This is a genomic window from Paracoccus luteus (assembly GCF_004522155.1).
Lineage (GTDB): Bacteria > Pseudomonadota > Alphaproteobacteria > Rhodobacterales > Rhodobacteraceae > Paracoccus > Paracoccus luteus.
This window is the reverse complement of the sequence record NZ_SDEA01000012.1, coordinates 1-17,419: the sequence shown is the minus strand read 5'-3', so window position 1 is coordinate 17,419 and position 17,419 is coordinate 1. Positions and strand designations below refer to the sequence as shown.

13 protein-coding genes are annotated in these 17,419 nt (G+C 72.1%); 3 read left to right on the top strand and 10 right to left on the bottom strand.

The genetic code is table 11. The annotated features are described in order from the left end of the window. Positions 1 to 12 precede the first annotated feature (12 nt). Positions 13 to 1,671: a thiamine pyrophosphate-binding protein gene (locus tag EPA64_RS13120; protein ID WP_134726809.1), complete on the top strand. Its 1,659-nt coding sequence runs from the start codon at positions 13 to 15 to the stop codon at positions 1,669 to 1,671. Positions 1,672 to 1,764: 93 nt separating this feature from the next. Here EPA64_RS13120 and EPA64_RS13115 read toward each other — a convergent pair whose 3' ends face one another. From EPA64_RS13115 to EPA64_RS13090, 6 genes are read right to left on the bottom strand one after another with little or no spacing between them, the layout of a single operon-like run. Further along, positions 1,765 to 4,164, bottom strand: coding sequence for a glycosyltransferase family 4 protein (locus EPA64_RS13115; RefSeq protein WP_220443758.1), 2,400 nt, complete (start codon positions 4,162 to 4,164; stop codon positions 1,765 to 1,767). Further along, complete coding sequence (locus tag EPA64_RS16485; protein WP_134726808.1) at positions 4,157 to 5,266, bottom strand: zinc-dependent alcohol dehydrogenase; 1,110 nt, start codon at positions 5,264 to 5,266, stop codon at positions 4,157 to 4,159. The genes EPA64_RS13115 and EPA64_RS16485 overlap by 8 nt, the downstream gene beginning before the upstream one ends. Continuing rightward, positions 5,247 to 6,206 carry a Gfo/Idh/MocA family protein gene (locus EPA64_RS16480; RefSeq protein ID WP_246026763.1) on the bottom strand — a complete coding sequence of 320 codons (960 nt, stop codon included), beginning with the start codon at positions 6,204 to 6,206 and terminating at the stop codon, positions 5,247 to 5,249. Before EPA64_RS16480 ends, EPA64_RS16485 begins: the two co-directional genes overlap by 20 nt. Positions 6,207 to 6,210: 4 nt before the next feature. After that, positions 6,211 to 7,362 (bottom strand): glycosyltransferase, encoded by a 1,152-nt coding sequence (locus tag EPA64_RS16765; RefSeq protein WP_134726806.1) that lies wholly within the window; start codon positions 7,360 to 7,362, stop codon positions 6,211 to 6,213. A gap of 3 nt (positions 7,363 to 7,365) precedes the next feature. After that, positions 7,366 to 9,720: a UDP-galactopyranose mutase gene (gene glf / locus EPA64_RS13095; protein ID WP_220443757.1), complete on the bottom strand. Its 2,355-nt coding sequence runs from the start codon at positions 9,718 to 9,720 to the stop codon at positions 7,366 to 7,368. Continuing rightward, complete coding sequence (locus EPA64_RS13090; RefSeq protein WP_134726805.1) at positions 9,717 to 10,877, bottom strand: glycosyltransferase family 4 protein; 1,161 nt, start codon at positions 10,875 to 10,877, stop codon at positions 9,717 to 9,719. Before EPA64_RS13090 ends, glf begins: the two co-directional genes overlap by 4 nt. Positions 10,878 to 11,214: 337 nt before the next feature. On the opposite strand from EPA64_RS13090, the gene EPA64_RS13085 reads away from it, so the two are divergent. Further along, the gene (locus EPA64_RS13085; protein WP_134726804.1) at positions 11,215 to 12,312 is read left to right on the top strand and encodes a pyridoxal phosphate-dependent aminotransferase; all 1,098 of its coding nucleotides are present in this window, start codon (positions 11,215 to 11,217) and stop codon (positions 12,310 to 12,312) included. A gap of 34 nt (positions 12,313 to 12,346) precedes the next feature. On the opposite strand, the gene EPA64_RS13080 is transcribed toward EPA64_RS13085, so the two are convergent. The 3 genes from EPA64_RS13080 to EPA64_RS16760 form a co-directional block, all read right to left on the bottom strand. Continuing rightward, positions 12,347 to 12,676, bottom strand: coding sequence for a DMT family transporter (locus tag EPA64_RS13080; RefSeq protein WP_134726803.1), 330 nt, complete (start codon positions 12,674 to 12,676; stop codon positions 12,347 to 12,349). 19 nt (positions 12,677 to 12,695) lie between these two features. Then, positions 12,696 to 13,577 (bottom strand): 4-hydroxy-tetrahydrodipicolinate synthase, encoded by an 882-nt coding sequence (dapA, locus tag EPA64_RS13075; RefSeq protein WP_134726802.1) that lies wholly within the window; start codon positions 13,575 to 13,577, stop codon positions 12,696 to 12,698. Positions 13,578 to 14,085: 508 nt separating this feature from the next. Then, positions 14,086 to 14,301, bottom strand: a complete 216-nt coding sequence (locus EPA64_RS16760) for a hypothetical protein (RefSeq protein WP_246026761.1) — start codon at positions 14,299 to 14,301, stop codon at positions 14,086 to 14,088. Positions 14,302 to 14,305: 4 nt separating this feature from the next. Here EPA64_RS16760 and EPA64_RS13070 point away from each other — a divergent pair, with 4 nt between their 5' ends. Further along, entirely contained in the window at positions 14,306 to 15,988 is a 1,683-nt protein-coding gene (locus EPA64_RS13070; RefSeq protein WP_246026760.1) for a lytic transglycosylase domain-containing protein, read from the top strand. Here EPA64_RS13070 and EPA64_RS13065 read toward each other — a convergent pair. Continuing rightward, the gene (locus tag EPA64_RS13065; RefSeq protein ID WP_167626675.1) at positions 15,930 to 16,787 is read right to left on the bottom strand and encodes a DMT family transporter; all 858 of its coding nucleotides are present in this window, start codon (positions 16,785 to 16,787) and stop codon (positions 15,930 to 15,932) included. The two genes, EPA64_RS13070 and EPA64_RS13065, sit on opposite strands and share 59 nt — an antisense overlap. Positions 16,788 to 17,419: the final 632 nt, after the last annotated feature.

The following is a 17,419-nucleotide window of genomic DNA, read 5'->3' as shown; positions in this document are numbered from 1 at the left end:
AGGGGGGACGCGATGCGGCACGGTGGACGGATTCTGGCGGACGCGCTGGCGGCGCATGGCGTGGGCCGGGTGTTCTCGGTGCCGGGGGAAAGCTTTCTGGCGGCGCTGGACGGGCTTTACGACCTGGGCATCCCGAACATCGTCTGCCGGCACGAGGGCGGCGCGGCCATGATGGCCGAGGCGCATGGCAAGCTGACCGGGCGGCCGGGCGTCTGTTTCGTCACCCGCGGGCCGGGCGCGGCCAACGCCAGCGCGGGCGTGCATGTCGCGCGGCAGGATTCGACGCCGATGATCCTGTTCGTGGGCCAGATCGCGCGCGCCGACCGCGACCGCGAGGCGTTCCAGGAGGTCGATTACCGCCAGATGTTCGGCGGCATCGCCAAATGGGCGGCCGAGATCGACCAGACCGACCGCATTCCCGAATACGTCGCCCGCGCCTTCGACCTTGCCATGTCGGGCCGCCCCGGCCCGGTGGTGCTGGCCCTGCCCGAGGACATGCTGTCGGCCCCCTGCGATACCCCCGACCTGGCCCCCGCGCCGCGCCCGGTGGCGGGCGTATCGGCCGCGCAGCTTGCCGCGATCACGGACGCGCTGGCCGGGGCCGAACGGCCGCTGGTCATCCCCGGCGGGTCGGTCTGGGATCAGGGCGACGCGGACCGGCTGGCGCGCTTCGCCGCCGACTGGGGGCTGCCGGTCGCCGCACCCTTCCGCCGCCAGCACATGATTGACAACCGCCTGCCGCAGTATGTCGGCGACCTGGGCGTCGGCATGAACCCGAAACTGGGTCAGGCGCTGCGCCAGTCCGACTGCATCCTGTCGCTGGGATCGCGGCTGGGGGACACGCTGACCAACGGTTATGACCTGATGAACCCGCGCGGGCAGGGCCGCCGCATCATCCACGTCCACCCCGACCCTGACGAGATCGGGCATCTGTGGCGCGCCGATCCCGGCATCGCCGCCTGCCCGCGCGCGGTGCTGGCGGCGCTGTCGGACGCGCCCGCGCCGCGCCGGTGGGCCGGCTGGACCGCCGACCTGCGCGCCGACTATGAGGCGTGGCAGACCCCGCGCGGCACCCCCGGCGCGGTCAGGATGGAGCGGGTGATCGCCTGGCTGACCGCCAACCTGCCCGACGACGCGATCATCACCAACGGCGCGGGCAATTTCGCGTCCTTCATCCACCGCTATTTCCGGTTCAAGCGGGCGGGCACGCAGCTTGCGCCCACGTCAGGATCGATGGGCTATGGCCTGCCGGCGGCGATCTCGGCCAAGATCCACCATCCCGACCGCACGGTGGTCTGCATCGCGGGTGACGGCGACATCCAGATGACGCTGAACGAGATGTCCACCGCCGCCCAGCACGGCGCGGCGGTGATCGTGGTGGTGGCCAACAACGGGCGTTACGGCACGATCCGCATGCACCAGGAAAAGCACTATCCCGGCCGGGTGTCCGGCACCGATCTGGCCAACCCCGACTTTGCCGCGCTGGCCCGCGCCTATGGCGGGCATGGCGAGACGGTGACCGAGGACGCGGGCTTCGCCCCCGCGTTCGGCCGGGCGCTGGCGGCGGGGACGCTGGCCATCATCGAACTGCGGCTGGACCCGCAGGCGCTGACCACCGGCGCGACGCTGGACGAGGTGCGCGCGCAGGGCGAGGCCGCGCAGGGCGGCTGAGGAAGGCGCGGAGTCGGCCCGTCGGCCCGTCGGGGCGGCCGCCGGCAGGCGCGCAGGGTCCGGTCCAGCAGATTGCCCGGCCATCCAACGCGTCTAAAGCGCGCGCCAGAACGCGGCCTCGCGCCGGACGGCGTCGGCCAGGGGGCCGTGTTCCTCGCGGCGGCCGTCGTGCACGCGGTCGCCCAGCAGGCCGTTCGGGCACAGCCGGTCGTCGTCCCAGCCGGGATGGTTGGCGATGGGGTAAAGGCACACGCCCTCGACCCGGACGCCGCGGGCGCGGGCGCGGCGGGTTTCGTCCATGACATGGTTGAACCATGCGGCGCGGCGGACGCCTTCGGTTCCCGTTTCGGCGATGACCACCGGGCGGTCATAGCGCGCCGCGACCTCGACCAGCAGGTCGGACAGCGGGCGATGGATGACGTCGTCCACGTCCACAGGCCGTCCGCCGTGGATCCACTGGTTGTTGAAGTAATAGTTCACCCCGACCAGATCGAGGAATGACGGATCGCCCCCGATCTGCGGCCAGATGCGGCCGCTGACCAGATCGAACGCCTGGAACTGCGCGTCGTGCCAGCCATGCGCCTGCCACAGCGGCAGGCCGGTCCAGCCCGCGTGGTGGATGGCGATCAGCGGCTCGGCCATCAGGAACCGGGCGCGCGCGTCCACCGCCCGCAGCTCTGCCGCGGCCGCCAGCCAGGCGCGGGCCAGCTGCACCTTCAGCTCATATCCCCGGCCCGCGGCAAAGGGGTTCAGATAGCGCGCATCGCCCCCCGCCCAGGCAAAAAAGCTGACCTCGTTCACCGGGCACCAGAACGGCACCGCGCCGGTCAGGCTGCGGTGATGTTCGCCCACGGCGCGGGCAAAGGCGGCAAAACGGTTGACGAAGGCGGGCGACCAGATGTCCAGATCGTCGGGCCAGCCGTAATGCAGCAGATCCCAGACGACCTGCGTTCCGCTGTCGCGCGCGGCCGTGATCATCGGGGTCAGGCTGGCGAAGTCATACGCGCCGCCCCGGTCGATCAGGTGCCAGCGGGCGGCGTCGCGGCAGGCGCGGATGCCAAGCCCCTGCAACTGCCGGTAATCGCGCGCGGCATGGGCGTCGTGGCCCGTCGCCGCCAGCAGGTCCAGCCGCCGCCCGTGGTGCAGCCGGTGGGTCGAACTTTCCCAGCCGCCCAGCACGAAGCTGTCGAAGGTCGAGGGCGGCGGCGCGGCGGGTCGTTCGGCCAGCACCTCGGCGAACAGCCGTTCCCATTGGGGCACGACCACCGCCGCCGAATAGCTGGCGACGACATGATCGCGCAGCCCGTCGCCAAGGCGGCGGCGCAGGGCGGGGTCGCGGATCAGGCGTGTCATCGCCTCGGCCACCGCCTGCGGGTCTTCGTGGGGAACGAAGATGCCGGTCTCGCCATCGCGGATCTGTTGCAGCGCGCCGTTGTCGGGCGTGGCGATCACCGGCAGGGCGGCGGCCCCGGCCTCGGCGATGACATGGGGCATCCCCTCGCCGCGCGACAGCCAGCAGAACACGTCCATCGCGGCCAGCAGGTCGGGCACGTCCTTGCGGTCGCCGGTGAACTGCAGCCGCCCGTCCAGCCCGAGGTCCGCGGCAAGCCGGTGCAGCTCGTCCCGGTATTCCGGCATGAAGGCGTCGGCCCCGCCCACCACGACGAACCGCGCCTGCGGTTCCTGCCCGGCGACGATGGCCGCGGCGCGGATGAAATCCTCGACCCGCTTCTTGCGATCCAGCCGGCCGACCCAGCCGATCAGGATCTGGCCGTCGCGGATGCCAAGGCTGGCGCGGACCGGGCCGCGCGCCTCGGGGCGGAACTCGGCCAGATCGACCATCGACGGGATTTCCAGCGCGTGCTGCCGCCGGTCGGGCATCCGGGACGCGGCCGCCTCGCGGATGGAATCGCAGACGCCGACATAGCGGGCGGTGAAGTGCTTCGGCCCCGACAGCGCCTCGGACACCAGGCCGCCGTGTTCGATCAGGGGCGGGCGCACCGCCAGCCGTTCCAGCGCCGGATAGATGTCGGCCACGTCCTGCGAGGATATCACGATGTCCGCGCCGTTCAGCTTGCGGCGCAGATAGTCGATCGTGTCCTCGAAGCTGAGGCCATAGGCGGTCGTATCCACATGCACGCCCAAAGCGCGCAGCTGCTCGTGGCTCTGGTCCGGCATCCCCTCGCGCCGGAAACAGGGGATCACGTCGATGCGATAGCGCGAGCGGTCCAGCGTGCGGGCGAGCAAGCGCACCTCGGTCTCCTCGCCGCCGACGACCAGCCAGGCAAAGACCCACAGGATGCGGATCTTGCCCGCGTCGGGGTTCGGCTGCGGGATGTGGACCGACTGCATCGCCGCGGCCGCCTCGCGGTCGTCCAGTTCACGCTGCGTCAGGCCGGTCGCGCCGTGGTGGGCGGGCTGGTCGTCGGATGCGGCGGGCGAGACGGTCAGCGCCGCCGCGTCGCGTTCGGTCAGCGGGTGGTGGTCATTCATGGGCGAACACGATCTGCAGGAACTCGGGTCGGTCGGTGAGAAGATGGCGCAGGAACCCCGGCGCGTCATCATAGGGGACGACATGGGTGATCATGTGTTCCCGGATCAGCTCGCCCTCGTCGGCCAGCAGGTGCAGCGTTTCCTGCGCCAGCCGCCGCTGGTCCCAGGCGTGCGCCAGCTGCCGGGGCATGCGGTTGATCTGCGCGCAGCGGATTGCCAGGCCGTTGTGGTGGAACTCTTCGCCCAGCCGGGTGCAGTCCAGCCCCCCCTGATAGAAGGCAAGGTCGATCACCGTCCCCTGCGGGCGCAGCGCGCGCAGGGCAAGGTTCAGGCTTTCGGACCGGGCGCGGGTCTGGAACACGACATCCGCGCCGCGCCCGCCGACCTTGTGGTGCCAGCGGGACTTGGCGTGGCGCCACGCCTCGTCCTCGCCCATCGCGTCAAAGCCCATGCGCCGGGCCAGATCCTGCCGCCAGGGCGAGGGATCCACGACGACGATGTCGGATGCGCCGCCCTGGCGCGCGAACAGCGCGCAGAACAGGCCGACCGTGCCGCCCCCCCAGACCAGGACCGGCCGCCCCTCGACCCCCGCGCCCAGATAGGGCACGGCCGCGCCGAACTGCTCGGCGTCGGCGTGCAGGATGCCGTTGGCCGCGATCGGCCCCATCTGCGCCACGAAGATGCCCAGCATCGGGTCGATGCCCTCGGGCATGGTCAGCAGCAGGTCGCGGGCCGGGTCGGCGGTGTGGCCGGTCTTGTGGCCGAATGTCGTCGCCACCACGTCGCCGCGGGCGAACCCGTGGGCGCGGCTGTCGATGACGCGCCCGACCTCCATATAGCCCATGAAGTTGACGGGGAACCGCGCCGAAGGCTCTCCGGGGACGAACACGCCCTGCCAGTCGTCCCAGCGGCTGTGCAGATAGGGATTGGTCCCCTTCATGAAGGTCAGTTCCGTGCCCGCGGACAGGCCCGTGAACATCAGGTCCAGCCGCACCTGCCCGTCGCCCGCAGGCCCTTCGTCATAGCCGAAGAAATACGGCTCGTTCGGACGCTCGACCCCAAGGCTGCGGATGTGGCGGTGCTCATGCGGCAGGGTGGGCATCCTGCGCAGCGGACGGACGAAAAAAGGGCTGCGGGTTGGACCGCAGCACCTCCATCGTCACGAGGGCGCCCGAGGCCGCGGATTTCGACACCGCCAGCGCGACCCGGTGGGTCTCCAGCGCCTCGGCATAGGGGCAGCGGATGCGGTTCTCGCGGCCCTGCACGGCGTCGATGAAGTCGCGATCCTCGCGCCAGACGGGATCGCCCTGCGCGTGGCGGACGGGGCGTCCCTGTCCGGTGTCGATCATGATGTCGTGGTCGGTGATCTCGATCGCCAGCGCATCCGCAAAGACATGCAGGCCGACCCGATGGTTCCAGCGCAGCAGGCAGGTCGCGGCCAGGTTGGCGATGGTGCCGGACGCAAAGCGCAGCGTGGCCGTCGTCGCCGTGGGGACCGTCAGCCCCTGGAAATCGGCGCGCTCGCGGTGGCTGGCCAGGCCGAACACCTCGGTCACGTCGCCCGACAGGAACCGGGCCAGGTCGATGATGTGGGTCGCCTGCTCGACGACCTGCCCGCCCGAGGCGTCGTCGCGCCACCACCATTGCGGGGGCGGCGTCTGGTCCAGCCAGAACCCGGTCATCAGCTGGGCCGGGTTGCCCGCCAGCAGGGCGCGTGCCTCGTCCACCGTGTCCAGATAGCGCCAGTGATAACCGACGGCGGTGATCAGGCCCGCGCGTTCCACCTCGGCCGCGATCTCTTCGGCCAGCGCCAGATCCAGCGACAGCGGCTTTTCGACAAAGAACGGCAGGCCGCGCGCGATGCAGGCGCGTTCGGCGTCGCCGTGGGCAAAGGGCGGCACGCAGATATAGACGGCGTCCAGTTCGACCTCGTCCAGCATCGCGGCGTGGTCTGAAAACGACTGGGCGCCAAAGCGGCGGGCGGCATCGTCCGCGCGCGACCGGTCGGGGTCGGCCACGGCGACGATGCGGACGTCGTCCATCGTCTCAAGCACGCCAAAGTGGCGGTGCGCGATGCCGCCCGCGCCGATGAATCCCAGCCGTGTCGTCATGTGGTCTGTCCTTGGTCTGCCGCGCAGGACGGCGGCGTAAAGCCGGGCGGTGTCGTCGCCCATGCGGGTTGCGGTATAGAAATCGTCGAAACGCCCGCGCTGCGCCAGCGCGGTGTCGGCCCGGCGATCCGGGTCGTCCAGCGCGTCGGCCAGCGCATCCGCCAGCGCGCGCGCAGCCGGGCGCGACCAGCCACGGGTGATCGGGGCCAAGCGCCTCGACCACGCCGCCGATGCGGGTGGCGACGACCGGGGTGCCCAGCGCCATCGCCTCAAGCACGACCAGCGGCAGCCCTTCGAAGTTCGAGGGCAGAACGGCCACATCCGCCGCCGCCATCAGCGCGGGCACGTCGGCGCGGTTGCCCAGGAAATCGACGGCGTCGCTGACCCCCAGCCGGGCGGCGCGGGCGCGGATCGCGGCCTGTTCCGGGCCGGAACCGACCAGCGCCAGCCGCACGCGCGGGTGGCGGCGGCGCAGGCGCGCCAGCGCCGAAATCAGCGTGCGATGGTTCTTTTGCGGGGTAAAGCGCGCCACGCACAGGATCGTGGGCGCATCGCCTGCGGGGCGCGCGGCCGGACGCTCGGGCGGCTCGATCCCGTTGGGGATGCAGGCCATCGGCAGGCGCGGCCCGGGCATCGTCGCCAGCACCGGCCGCCAGCCATGCGCGGCGGCGCGGCTGACGGTGATGACGGCGTCCACGCCGCCCACCATTGCGGCATAGGCGGCGCGCTGGTCCGGGCAGGTGATCAGCCACGGCAGGTGTTCGGTGCGCACCACCGCCGCGCCGGCCCGGCGGGCGGCGGCGGCGATGCCGTGCCCCTCCCATCCGATCCCGGCGTGGACGTGGACCAGCCGCGCGCCCGCAAGCGCCGCGGGCCACCCGTCGCGCCGGACGGTCGCGGCGTCCAGCCCGCGCGCCGCCGCCTCGGCCACCAGCGCGCGGCCGGGGGCGTGTGCCGGAAACAGCAGCCGCGGCGCGGGCGCGCCATCGGCCCGCGCCAGCGCGGCGGCCAGCGTCAGCATGTGCCGGCCCACGCCGGAGGGGTCGGCGCTGTCGGTCGCCAGCACCACGGTCGCAGTTGAAATCACGTCTTATTCCCCGGCGACCAGCGTTCCCGCCGCCCGGCGCTCGGCCAGCCGCGCCGCCATGCGGCGATGGATCGACAGCGCCTGCCCGACGACCTGATCCATGTTATAGTAACGATAGCTGCCCAGCCGCCCCGCAAAGATCACGTCGGGGCGTTCCAGCGCCAGCGTCTCGTAACGCTTGAACAGGGCCTGGTTTTCGGGGCGCGGGATCGGGTAATACGGCTCGCCCACGTCGGACGGGATCTCGTAGGTGATCGAGGTCTGCGGGTGGATCTGCCCGGTCAGGTGCTTGTATTCGGTGATGCGCGTCCACGGCACGTCCTCGGCCGGATAGTTCACGACCCCCACCTCCTGAAAGCGGCGCTGGTTCACCGTCTCGTGCCGGAACGACAGGCTGCGATAGGGCAGGTGGCCGAAGCGGTGGCCGAAGAACGCGTCGATCGGCCCGGTATAGATCGTCAGGGGCGCGAGGTCGCGCGCGGGCAGGTCGTGGAAATCCTGCCCCAGCGCCAGGTCGATCAGCGGATGATCCAGCATCCGTTCGAACATGCGGGTAAAGCCGTCCAGCGGCATCGCCTGAAAGCTGTCGGTGAAATAGCGGTCGTCGGCGTTCGTGCGCGTCGGCACGCGCGAGGTGACGGACTTGTCCAGCTGCGACGGGTCCAGCCCCCATTGCTTGCGGGTGTATCCCTGAAAGAACGTCTCGTAAAGCCTTGTTCCGACGGCGTTCACCACCACGTCGCGGCTGTTGCGGATGTCCGCCACGGGTTCGGCCTGCGCGGCCAGGAAGGCGGCCGCCTCGGCGTCAGTGGTCAGGTTCAGGCCATACAGCCCGTTGATCGTGGTGCGGTTGATCGGCATCGGCAGGCGCCGGTCGCCGACCTGCGCCAGCACCCGATGTTCATACGGGCGCCAGCGGGTGAACCGGCTGAGATAGCCGACCACGTCGTCGCTGTTGGTGTGGAAGATGTGGGGGCCATAGCGGTGGACCAGCAGCCCCGCGGCGTCGGCGTGGTCATAGGCGTTGCCGGCGACATGGTCGCGCTTGTCCACGACCAGCACGCGCTGGCCCGACGCCTCGGCCAGCCGCTCGGCCAGCACCGACCCGGCAAAGCCCGCGCCCGCGATCACCACGTCATAGCGGCGCGCCCCGCGCCGGATCCCCGGCGCGGGAAAGCGGTCGTCGGACCGGCGCGTGGTGCGGGCGTGCGCGGCCTCGGCCACAAGGCGGTTCATGTGGCGGAAGGTGGTGTCCCAGTTCAGCGTCGCCAGCGCGCGGTCGGCCTCGTCCCGCCAGGGGGCGGGGTCCGCGCGCGAGGCGATGGCGGCGGCGCAGGCATCCACGAACGCCGCCGCGCCGTCGGCGATGCGCACGGCGGCGATGTCGCCGTAATGGCGCACCACGTCGCGGACCGGCGTGGACACGACGGGGCAGCCGCCGGCCAGGTATTCCGGTGTCTTGGTCGGGCTGATGAAGCGGGTGGCGTCGTTGATCGCGAACGGCATCAGCGCCACGTCCCAGCCCGCCAGATAGGACGGCAGATCGTGATAGGATTTCTGGCCCAGCCAGTGGATGTTGGGGGCGCGGGGCAGATCCCCGGGGGCCAGCTTCGCGACAGGCCCCACCATCACGATCTGCCAGTCCGGCCGGGCGGCGGCGGTGGCGCGGATCAGGTCAAGGTCCAGCCGTTCGTCGATGACCCCGTAATAGCCCAGCCGCGGCCGCGGGATGCCCGCCTGATCCGCCGGGTCGGGGCGGGCACCGCGGGCTTGCGCGAAATGCGCCGCATCGACGCTGGACGGAAACGGGTGGATGTTGTCGTGACGGCCGCGCTTGGCCTCATAGATGCTGTGGCCGCCGGTAAAGACGGCGTCGGCGGCGGCCAGCAGGTCGCTTTCGTTCCGGGCAAGGTCGGGGGGCGCAAAGCGGAAGTTCGACAGCTCGTCCATGCAGTCATAGACCACGGCGCCGGCGTCCACATGGCGGGCGAAGGGCCACATCTGCGGCGTATAGAACCACAGCACCGGCTTTTGCGTCCGCGTCACCGCCAGCATCTGGTCCAGCAGCCCGGCCAGCGCCCGCGTCGTATCGTCGGCCGAGAAATGCCGCGGCACGCGCGGGCGGATCGCCTGCACGGTGGTGCCGGAAAAGGCGTGGAACTCCAGATAGGGCAGGTGGTGGTCGGCGGGGATCGCCTCCTCCCAGAACCAGACGGGGCGGTCGGCGGCAAAGCGGCCCATCAGGTGCTGGGGGCGCTGCAGAACGAAATCCCAGCGCAGGTGCGAAAAGCAGATCAGCGGGGCCACGGCGGGGGCGTGGACGGGCAGGGCGGGCGCGTTCAGCGGGGCGATGGTCATGCGGAAACCTTTCTGGCGTGGCGGACCAGTGCTGCGTCGATCAGGTCGGACAGGCGGCCGACGGAATGGGGCCAGGTCCACTTGGACTGCACGACGGCGCGGGTGTCATAGGTGGCGTGGCGGGCGATCAGCCGGTCCAGCGCGGCGGCAAAGTCGGGTTCGGCTGCGGTCAGGCCGGTGTCGGGGCGGATATACTGGCGGCCGCAGACCAGCCCCGCGTTGGCCAGCACGGGCAACCCGGCCAGCATGTATTCGGTCAGGATCGCGGGTGCGCCGTCATCGACCCCGCAGACGACGCCGACGCGGGCGCGGTTGATCAGGGCGTTGACCTCGTCATGGCTGACCGGGCCGACCCAGTCGATGTCCAGGCCCCGCGCGCGGGCCTGATCCTGCAGCGCCCCGGTCAGGTGGCCGTATCCCACGACGCACAGCGCCCGCGTGCCCGGCCGGCCCGCCAGCGCGTCCAGCAGCAGGTCGTGACGCTTGTAGGGCTGGGTCGCGGCCACATACACGACGTCATAGTCCTTGGCGGCGCCGGTCGGGTGAAAGGTGATGTCGGACGCGAACTCGGGGCCGATCGGCAGCACGCTGCACAGCGCGCCGGGGTGGCGGGCCAGGATCTCGGCCGATTGCCAGTCCGCCCCGGTCAGGAAGATGTCCACATGCCGGCTGATCGCGGGCGGGATGCGGATCGCGGGCGCGTCGATCGAGTTATAGATGATGACGCTGTCCTGACAGGCGTCCAGCAGCGCCTCGTTCACGCCAAGTCCCCAGACGCACAGGATGTCGGGCGCGCCGTGGACCGCGATATGCGCGAGAGCGTCGGCCGACCCGTAAGGCGCGGCATGGCCGTCGGCGCGAAACACCCGCCGGGTCAGCCCGGCGGGCGCGGCCGAGACCAGCCCCGCGCTGTCGCGGGGACTGTCGTCGCGGCCCGCAAAGCTCCAGACCTCGGCGGTGTCGGCAAGCCCGGCGGCCACCGCCGCCAGCGGCAGGCGTTCCAGATAGCCGCCGACCACGGGGCCGGGACCGGGGGCGCCGGACGCGGGCAGGGCCATCCGCGACCACGCGGCGTGGAAGTCGCTGTAATCCAGTTCGGACGGGCACGGGGGCGCGAAGTCGCAGAAATCCGATACGGCGACGATGCGTCTGTTCATGCCTGCTCCTGACTGCAAAAGGGCCAGGTCGCCGGCGCCTTGTCAGGGCCATAACAACGCCGTGAGCGTTTGGTTGCGCAACGAAACAAATGTTGTGCAGCTACGGGGCCTTGGCGCGTTTCCCAAGAACGGGGAAGGGGCCGGGAGCCGCGAGCGGGGCGGCGACCGGGACGGCGACCGGGACCGGGAACGGGACCGAAGCCGAGGTCGAGACCCGGACCCGGACCGGGACCGGCGCGCGTCGGCAAGGTCAGGCGGACACCGTCCACTCGCCGCTTTCCCGCCCTGCCGCCGGTGCAGCCTTGCAAGGCGCGCGGCTTTGCGCTTTGCCTTCGCCATGACCCCACGCCTTGCGCCCATCCCCGCCAGCCTGCCCGACGCGGTTCCCTTCGTCGGCCCCGAAACGCTGGAACGTCAGCGCGGTGCCCCCTTCCGCGCGCGACTGGGCGCGAACGAGAACGGCTTCGGCCCCTCGCCCCGCGCCATCGCCGCGATGCAGGCCGCCGCGCCCGAGGCGTGGAAATACGGCGATCCGACCAGCCACGACCTGCGTGCGGCGCTGGCCGCGCGGCTGGGCTGCACCCCCGACCATCTGGTGATGGGCGAGGGGATCGACGCGCTGCTGGGTCTGGCCGTGCGGCTGCTGGTCGGGGCGGGGGACGCGGTCGTGACCTCGCAGGGGGGCTATCCGACGTTCGATTTCCACGTCGCGGGCTTTGGCGGACTGCGCCGGACCGTGCCCTATCGCGCCGACATGCAAGACCCGGCCGGGCTGATCGCCGCGGCGCGGGACAGCGGCGCGCGGGTGATCTATCTGTGCAACCCCGACAACCCGATGGGCGGCTGGCATCCGCCCGAGATCATCGAGGCGGCGGTGGCCGCGGTGCCCGGTGACTGCGTGATGCTGCTGGACGAGGCCTATGCCGAGTTCGCCCCCGCCCTGCCGCGGATCGACCCCGACGACCCGCGCGTGCTGCGGTTCCGCACATTTTCCAAGGCCTATGGCATGGCGGGCGCGCGGATCGGCTATGCCCTGGGCGCGCCCGACCTGATCCGCGCCTTTGGCCGGGTCCGCAATCACTTCGGCGTGAACCTGATGGCGCAGGCGGGCGCGCTGGCGGCGCTGGACGATGCCGCGTGGCTGGCCCGGACCGTGGCGCAGGTCGCCGCCGCCCGCGACCGCATCGCCGGGATCGCCCGCGACAACGGGCTGGACCCGCTGCCGTCGGCCACGAACTTTGTCACCATCGACTGCGGCGCGGACGGCGCGCTGTCGCGCCGGGTGCTGGCGGGGCTGGCCGAGCGCGGGATCTTCGCGCGCATGCCGTGGGTGGCGCCGCAGGACCGCTGCATCCGCGTCAGCTGCGGCCCGGATGCGGAACTGGACGCGCTGGCCGAGACGCTGCCCGGCGCGCTGGCGCAGGCGCGCGGCTGAGGCGGGGTCTGAGGCGCGGGGCTGACCGCGCCGCTCAGTGCAGGCTGGTCTGCGAAAATCCGTTGATGACGATCACGCCCGCCAGGATCAGCCCGATCCCGATCACCGCCGGCAGGTCCGGCTGTTGGCGGAACACGACCAGGCCGATGCCGGCGGTCAGCACGATGCCCAGCCCGCTCCAGACCGCATAGGCGACGCCCAGGGGGACAAAGCGCAGCGCCTGCGACAGGAAATAGAACGACAGCAGATAGCACAGCGCCATGATGATCGTGGGCAGCGGGCGGGTGAACTGCTGCGACATCATCAGGAACGAGGTGGCGATCACCTCAAGCACGATGGCGATGGTCAGGACGGCATAGGCCATGCGCGCGGTCCCCTGCCGGTCAGATCAGCCCGGCGTGCGCCATCGCCGCGTCGATGCGGGCGCGGACCCCGGCGGTCAGCGGCGTCAGCGGCAGCCGCACGGTTTCGGCGCAGAAACCGTTGCCCAGCCGCGACAGCGCGTATTTCACGCCCACCAGCCCCGGTTCAAGGAAGATGGCGATGTGCAGCGGCATCAGCCGGTCCTGCAGCTCCAGCGCGGCGGCGTAATCGCCGCGCAGGCAGGCCTCCTGCATCTGCGCGCACAGGCGCGGCGCGACATTGGCCGTGACCGAGATGCAGCCGACGCCGCCCTGCGCGTTGAACCCGTGCGCGGTCGCATCCTCGCCCGACAGCTGGATGAAATCGGTCCCGCAGGTGATGCGCTGGCAGCAGACCCGTTCCAGCTTGCCGGTGGCGTCCTTGACGCCCGCGATGCGGGGCAGGCGCGCAAGCTCGCCCATCGTCTCGGGCGTCATGTCCACGACCGACCGGCCGGGGATGTTATAGATGATGATCGGCAGGTCGGTCGCGTCGTGCACGGCAGTGAAATGCGCGACCATCCCGGCCTGCGTCGGCTTGTTGTAATAGGGGGTGACGACCAGCACCGCGTCGGCGCCCACGGATTGCGCGTGGCTTGCCAGGTCGATGGCCTCGGCCGTGGCGTTCGACCCCGCGCCCGCGATGACCGGCACGCGGCCCGCGGCGGTGCGGACGACGCGCTCGACGACCTCGCGGTGTTCGTCATGGCTCAGCGTCGGGCTTTCGCCGGTGGTGCCGACCGGGACCAGCCCGTGGCTGCCCTGTTCGATCTGCCATTCGACCAGGCGTTCCAGCGCGGCCAGATCGACGGCGCCGTCGGCCGTCATCGGCGTGACCAGCGCGGGCATGGAACCTTTGAACATCGGGGGCGTCCTGACAGGGGTTTGGGGGGGCATACAACCGCGCGCCGGGGTTGCCAAGCGGCCCTGCCGAGGATGTGAGTTGCCCCGCCCGACCCGTGCCCCCAGATTGGCGGGCATGAGGCGCACCCGTCTGACCCTGACCGCGTGGCTGACCGCCGCGGCGCTGGCCCTGCCGGCCGCTGCCGTGGCCGAGGATGCGGGCGCGCTGCGCCGGGCGCTGGCAGCGGCGGGCGCGCGCGACTGGGCCGCGGCGGACGCGGCCGCCCGCCAGTCGGGGCCGATCGCCGCCGACCTGGTGGCGTGGCAGCAACTGCGCGCGGGCCAGGGCACATGGGCGCAATACCGCGACTTTGCGGCCCGCAATCCCGACTGGCCGGGGATGGACCTGCTGTTGCAACGGGGCGAGGCGGCGATGCTGCCGGTCCCCCCCGCGCCCGACGTCGCGGCATGGTTCGGCAGCCGCCGCCCGCAGACGCCGGTCGGGGCGCGGGCGCTGTTCGCCGCGCTGTCAGGCCCCGCGCGCGCCGATGCCATCGCCGATTTCTGGACCCACACCGCGCTGGAACCCGCCGACGAGGCGGCGTTCCTGACCGAGTTCGGCACCGAGGCCGCGCCCCACCACGCCGCCCGGCTGCGGGCGCTGCTGGACGCGGGCGAATGGCGCGCGGCCGAACGGATGCTGGCGCTGGTCGGCGGCCCCGACGCCGATCTGGCGCGCGCGCATCGCGGTGCAGGCGCGGCGCACGGGCGTCGATGCGCTGATCCTGGCGCTGCCCGCGCCCCTGCGCGACGACGCGGGGCTGGCGATGGACCGGTTCCGCTGGCGGCTGGCGGTCAAGCAGCGCGACGGCGCGCAGGCGCTGATGCTGGAACGCTCGACCTCGGCCGAGGCGCTGCGCGATCCTGCGCGGTGGGCAGGCGCGCGCCGCGATTTCGCCCGCGCCGCGCTGCGGGCGGGCGACTGGGCGCTGGCCGAACGGCTGGCGGCCGCGCATTTCCTGCCGGGCGGCGAGGATGCGGTCGATCTGGACTGGCTGGCCGGTTACGCCGCGCTGCGCGCGGGCGCGCCCGACCGCGCGGCGGCGCATTTCGCCCGGCTGCCCGACCGCGACAGCGGCCCCATCACCCTGTCGCGCACCCATTACTGGCGCGCCCGCGCCGCCGAGGCGATGGGCGATGCGGCCGCCGCCCGCACAGCCTTTGCCGACGCGGCGGCGCATCAGTCGGCCTTTTACGGCCAGCTTGCCGCCGAACGGATCGGCGCGCCGATGGACCCCGCGCTGGCCGTCGCCGGGCGCGCGGTCGAGACATTGCCCGACTGGCGGGGTTCGGCGCTGATGGAAAGCCCGTTGTTCCAGGCCGGGATATGGCTGGTCGCGGGCGGCCAGCCCCAGCAGGCGCAGCGGTTCTTCCTGCACTTGGCCGAGACTGCGGCGCATGACGACATCGCGCGGATGGCGCGGCTGATGCTGGAACTGCACCGGCCCTGGGACGCGCTGCGGCTGGCCAAGGCGGCGGCGGCCCGCGGCGGCATCTATCCCGCCGCCTATTTCCCGCTGACCGGCCTGGAACGCGCCGATTTGCGCCTGCCGCCGGAACTGGTGCTGTCGATCGCGCGGCGCGAAAGCGAGTTCAACCACACCGTCGGCAGCCCGGCGGGCGCGCTGGGGCTGATGCAGGTCATGCCCGACACCGCCCGGATGATGGCCCGCACCTTGGGCGAACCCTATGAGCTGGCGCGCCTGACCACCGACGCGGCCTATAACGCGCGGCTGGGCGCGGCGTATCTGGACGGGCTGCAGGCGCGGTTCGGCACCTCGGTCGCGCTGGTCGCGGCGGGGTATAACGCGGGGCCGGGGCGATCGGCGCGCTGGCTGCGCGATTTCGGCGACCTGCGGCGCACCGGGCGCGGGGCGGCCGACCCGGTGGACTGGGTCGAGATGATCCCCTTCGATGAAACCCGCACCTATGTCATGCGCGTGGCGGAATCGCTGCCGCTGTATCGCGCGCGGATCGCGGGGCATCCGGTGCCCCTCGTGCCGACGTGGGATCTGCGCGGGGGCGGGCTGATGCCGCCGCCCCGCATCTCGGGGCTGGTGCTGGCGCTGTCTGACCGGCCGCGGACGACGCCCGGCTGGGTGCTGGCCCGCGCCGCGGCCGAGGATGCGCTGGCGGCCGCTGCTCCGGCCGCCCCCGTCGCGTCGGCGGACGGGCGCGCCGCCGTCCCGCCGACGGCCGCCGTCGCGACAGCGCAAGCGCCGGTCGCCGCCCCTGCGTCCGCCGCAGACCCGCGCACGCTGGCCGACGGCGGGCTGGACGCGGACCCGTGGCCCGCCGCGCCGATCCTGCGGCTCAGCCCCGGGGCGTATGCGCTGCCGGACGCGCCCGCTGGACCGACCGCCACCAGGTGAACAGCCCGGCGGCGACGATCACCGTCGCCCCGATCACGACGTTCGGCCCGACCCGTTCGCCGAACACCACGAACCCGATCAGGCTGACCCAGACCAGCTGGGTATAGGCAAAGGGCTGCAGGCTGGACGCCTCGGCCAGCTCATAGGCGCGGATCAGCAGGTAATGGGCCACCGCCGCGCAGGCGCACAGCGCCGCCAGCGCCGGCCAGTCCGCCCGCGCGATGGGTTCCATCCGCCAGACGCCGACCAGCGTGATGCCGACCGCCCCCGACAGGCCGGTCCAGAAGAAACTGACCGCCGCGCTGTCGTCGCGCGCCACCATCCGCGTCAGCAGGCCATAGGCCGCGAACATCAGCGCCGCCAGCAGCGGCAGCGCCGCCCAGGGCGAGAACACCCGCAGCCCCGGCTGCAGGATGACAAGAATGCCCGCGAAGCCCGCGGCCACCGCGACCCAGCGCCGCCAGCCGATCCTTTCGCCCAGCACCGGCCCCGACAGCGCCACCACCAGCAGGGGCGAGACGGTAAAGATCGCATGCGTCTCGACCAGGCCCAGCTGGACATAGGCCACGATCATCACCACCACCTCGGCCACCAGCAGCAGCCCGCGCGCGACCTGCATCCCCGGCCGGCGCGACCGCACCGCCGCGCGCAGGCCCCCCTGCGACCGCGCCGCCAGCGTCACGACGAACAGCGCAAAGAACCAGTAACGGATCATCACGATCAGCACGGGCGGATAGGCCGCGCCCAGTTGCCGCGACAGCGCGTCCTGGATGGCGAAGATAAAGCTGACCAGGCACATGATGCCGATCGCCAGCGCCTGCCTGTCGCGCGGCGTGGCCGTCGGTGGGGCGGGCCGGGCCACGGGCTGGGCGGCGGGCTGGGCGGCGGGCGGCGCTGTCGCCAGCGCCGAACCGGACGCGGCCCCGGCCTGCGTCACCGGCGAAGAGGGGGGAGAGTGGCTCATCGCGACATTCCGACGCGCCCATGCGGCGCCAGCCAGCGGTCGCCCCAAGGGCCGACAGAGTCAACGGGGCGGACAGCGGGAACGTCGCGCGGCGGGCCGGTTCGATGCCGCGAGACTGGGCTGTCGCAGAAATGCGACAGGCGCAGGATGGAAACCGCAACCGCCGTGGCTGCATCGGGGCAGGTTCGCAACCAGCCGCCGGAAGGCTGGCCGTGACCTGCCATCATGCCCTCAGGATCGGTCCCGAGGCGCTGCACACGTTGACCGCGATCGCAAAACACCGATTGCAGCCGTTACCGCCGGAACATGCGTCTCGGTGGGGGGCGGGGGGCGGCGGGTTCCGTCGCGGAGGACGTGAGGCGTCAGTCGCAGCAGCTTCAGCCCGGCCGCAGCGCCGGCCTTCAGTCCCGCGTGCGCACGATTTCCGCGAAGGGCGCGAACAGCACCGCGTTGGCCGCGACCAGCTC

What these genes read in the sequence shown, in the direction of transcription:
- EPA64_RS13120 (WP_134726809.1), top strand. Translation starts at nt 13, where the DNA reads ATGCGGCACGGTGGACGGATTCTGGCGGACGCGCTGGCGGCGCATGGC.
- EPA64_RS13115 (WP_220443758.1), bottom strand. Translation starts at nt 4,164, where the DNA reads ATGAATGACCACCACCCGCTGACCGAACGCGACGCGGCGGCGCTGACC.
- EPA64_RS16485 (WP_134726808.1), bottom strand. Translation starts at nt 5,266, where the DNA reads ATGCCCACCCTGCCGCATGAGCACCGCCACATCCGCAGCCTTGGGGTC.
- EPA64_RS16480 (WP_246026763.1), bottom strand. Translation starts at nt 6,206, where the DNA reads ATGGACGACGTCCGCATCGTCGCCGTGGCCGACCCCGACCGGTCGCGC.
- glf (WP_220443757.1), bottom strand. Translation starts at nt 9,720, where the DNA reads ATGACCATCGCCCCGCTGAACGCGCCCGCCCTGCCCGTCCACGCCCCC.
- EPA64_RS13090 (WP_134726805.1), bottom strand. Translation starts at nt 10,877, where the DNA reads ATGAACAGACGCATCGTCGCCGTATCGGATTTCTGCGACTTCGCGCCC.
- EPA64_RS13085 (WP_134726804.1), top strand. Translation starts at nt 11,215, where the DNA reads ATGACCCCACGCCTTGCGCCCATCCCCGCCAGCCTGCCCGACGCGGTT.
- EPA64_RS13080 (WP_134726803.1), bottom strand. Translation starts at nt 12,676, where the DNA reads ATGGCCTATGCCGTCCTGACCATCGCCATCGTGCTTGAGGTGATCGCC.
- dapA (WP_134726802.1), bottom strand. Translation starts at nt 13,577, where the DNA reads ATGTTCAAAGGTTCCATGCCCGCGCTGGTCACGCCGATGACGGCCGAC.
- EPA64_RS16760 (WP_246026761.1), bottom strand. Translation starts at nt 14,301, where the DNA reads ATGCGCGCGCGCCAGATCGGCGTCGGGGCCGCCGACCAGCGCCAGCAT.
- EPA64_RS13065 (WP_167626675.1), bottom strand. Translation starts at nt 16,787, where the DNA reads ATGTGCCTGGTCAGCTTTATCTTCGCCATCCAGGACGCGCTGTCGCGG.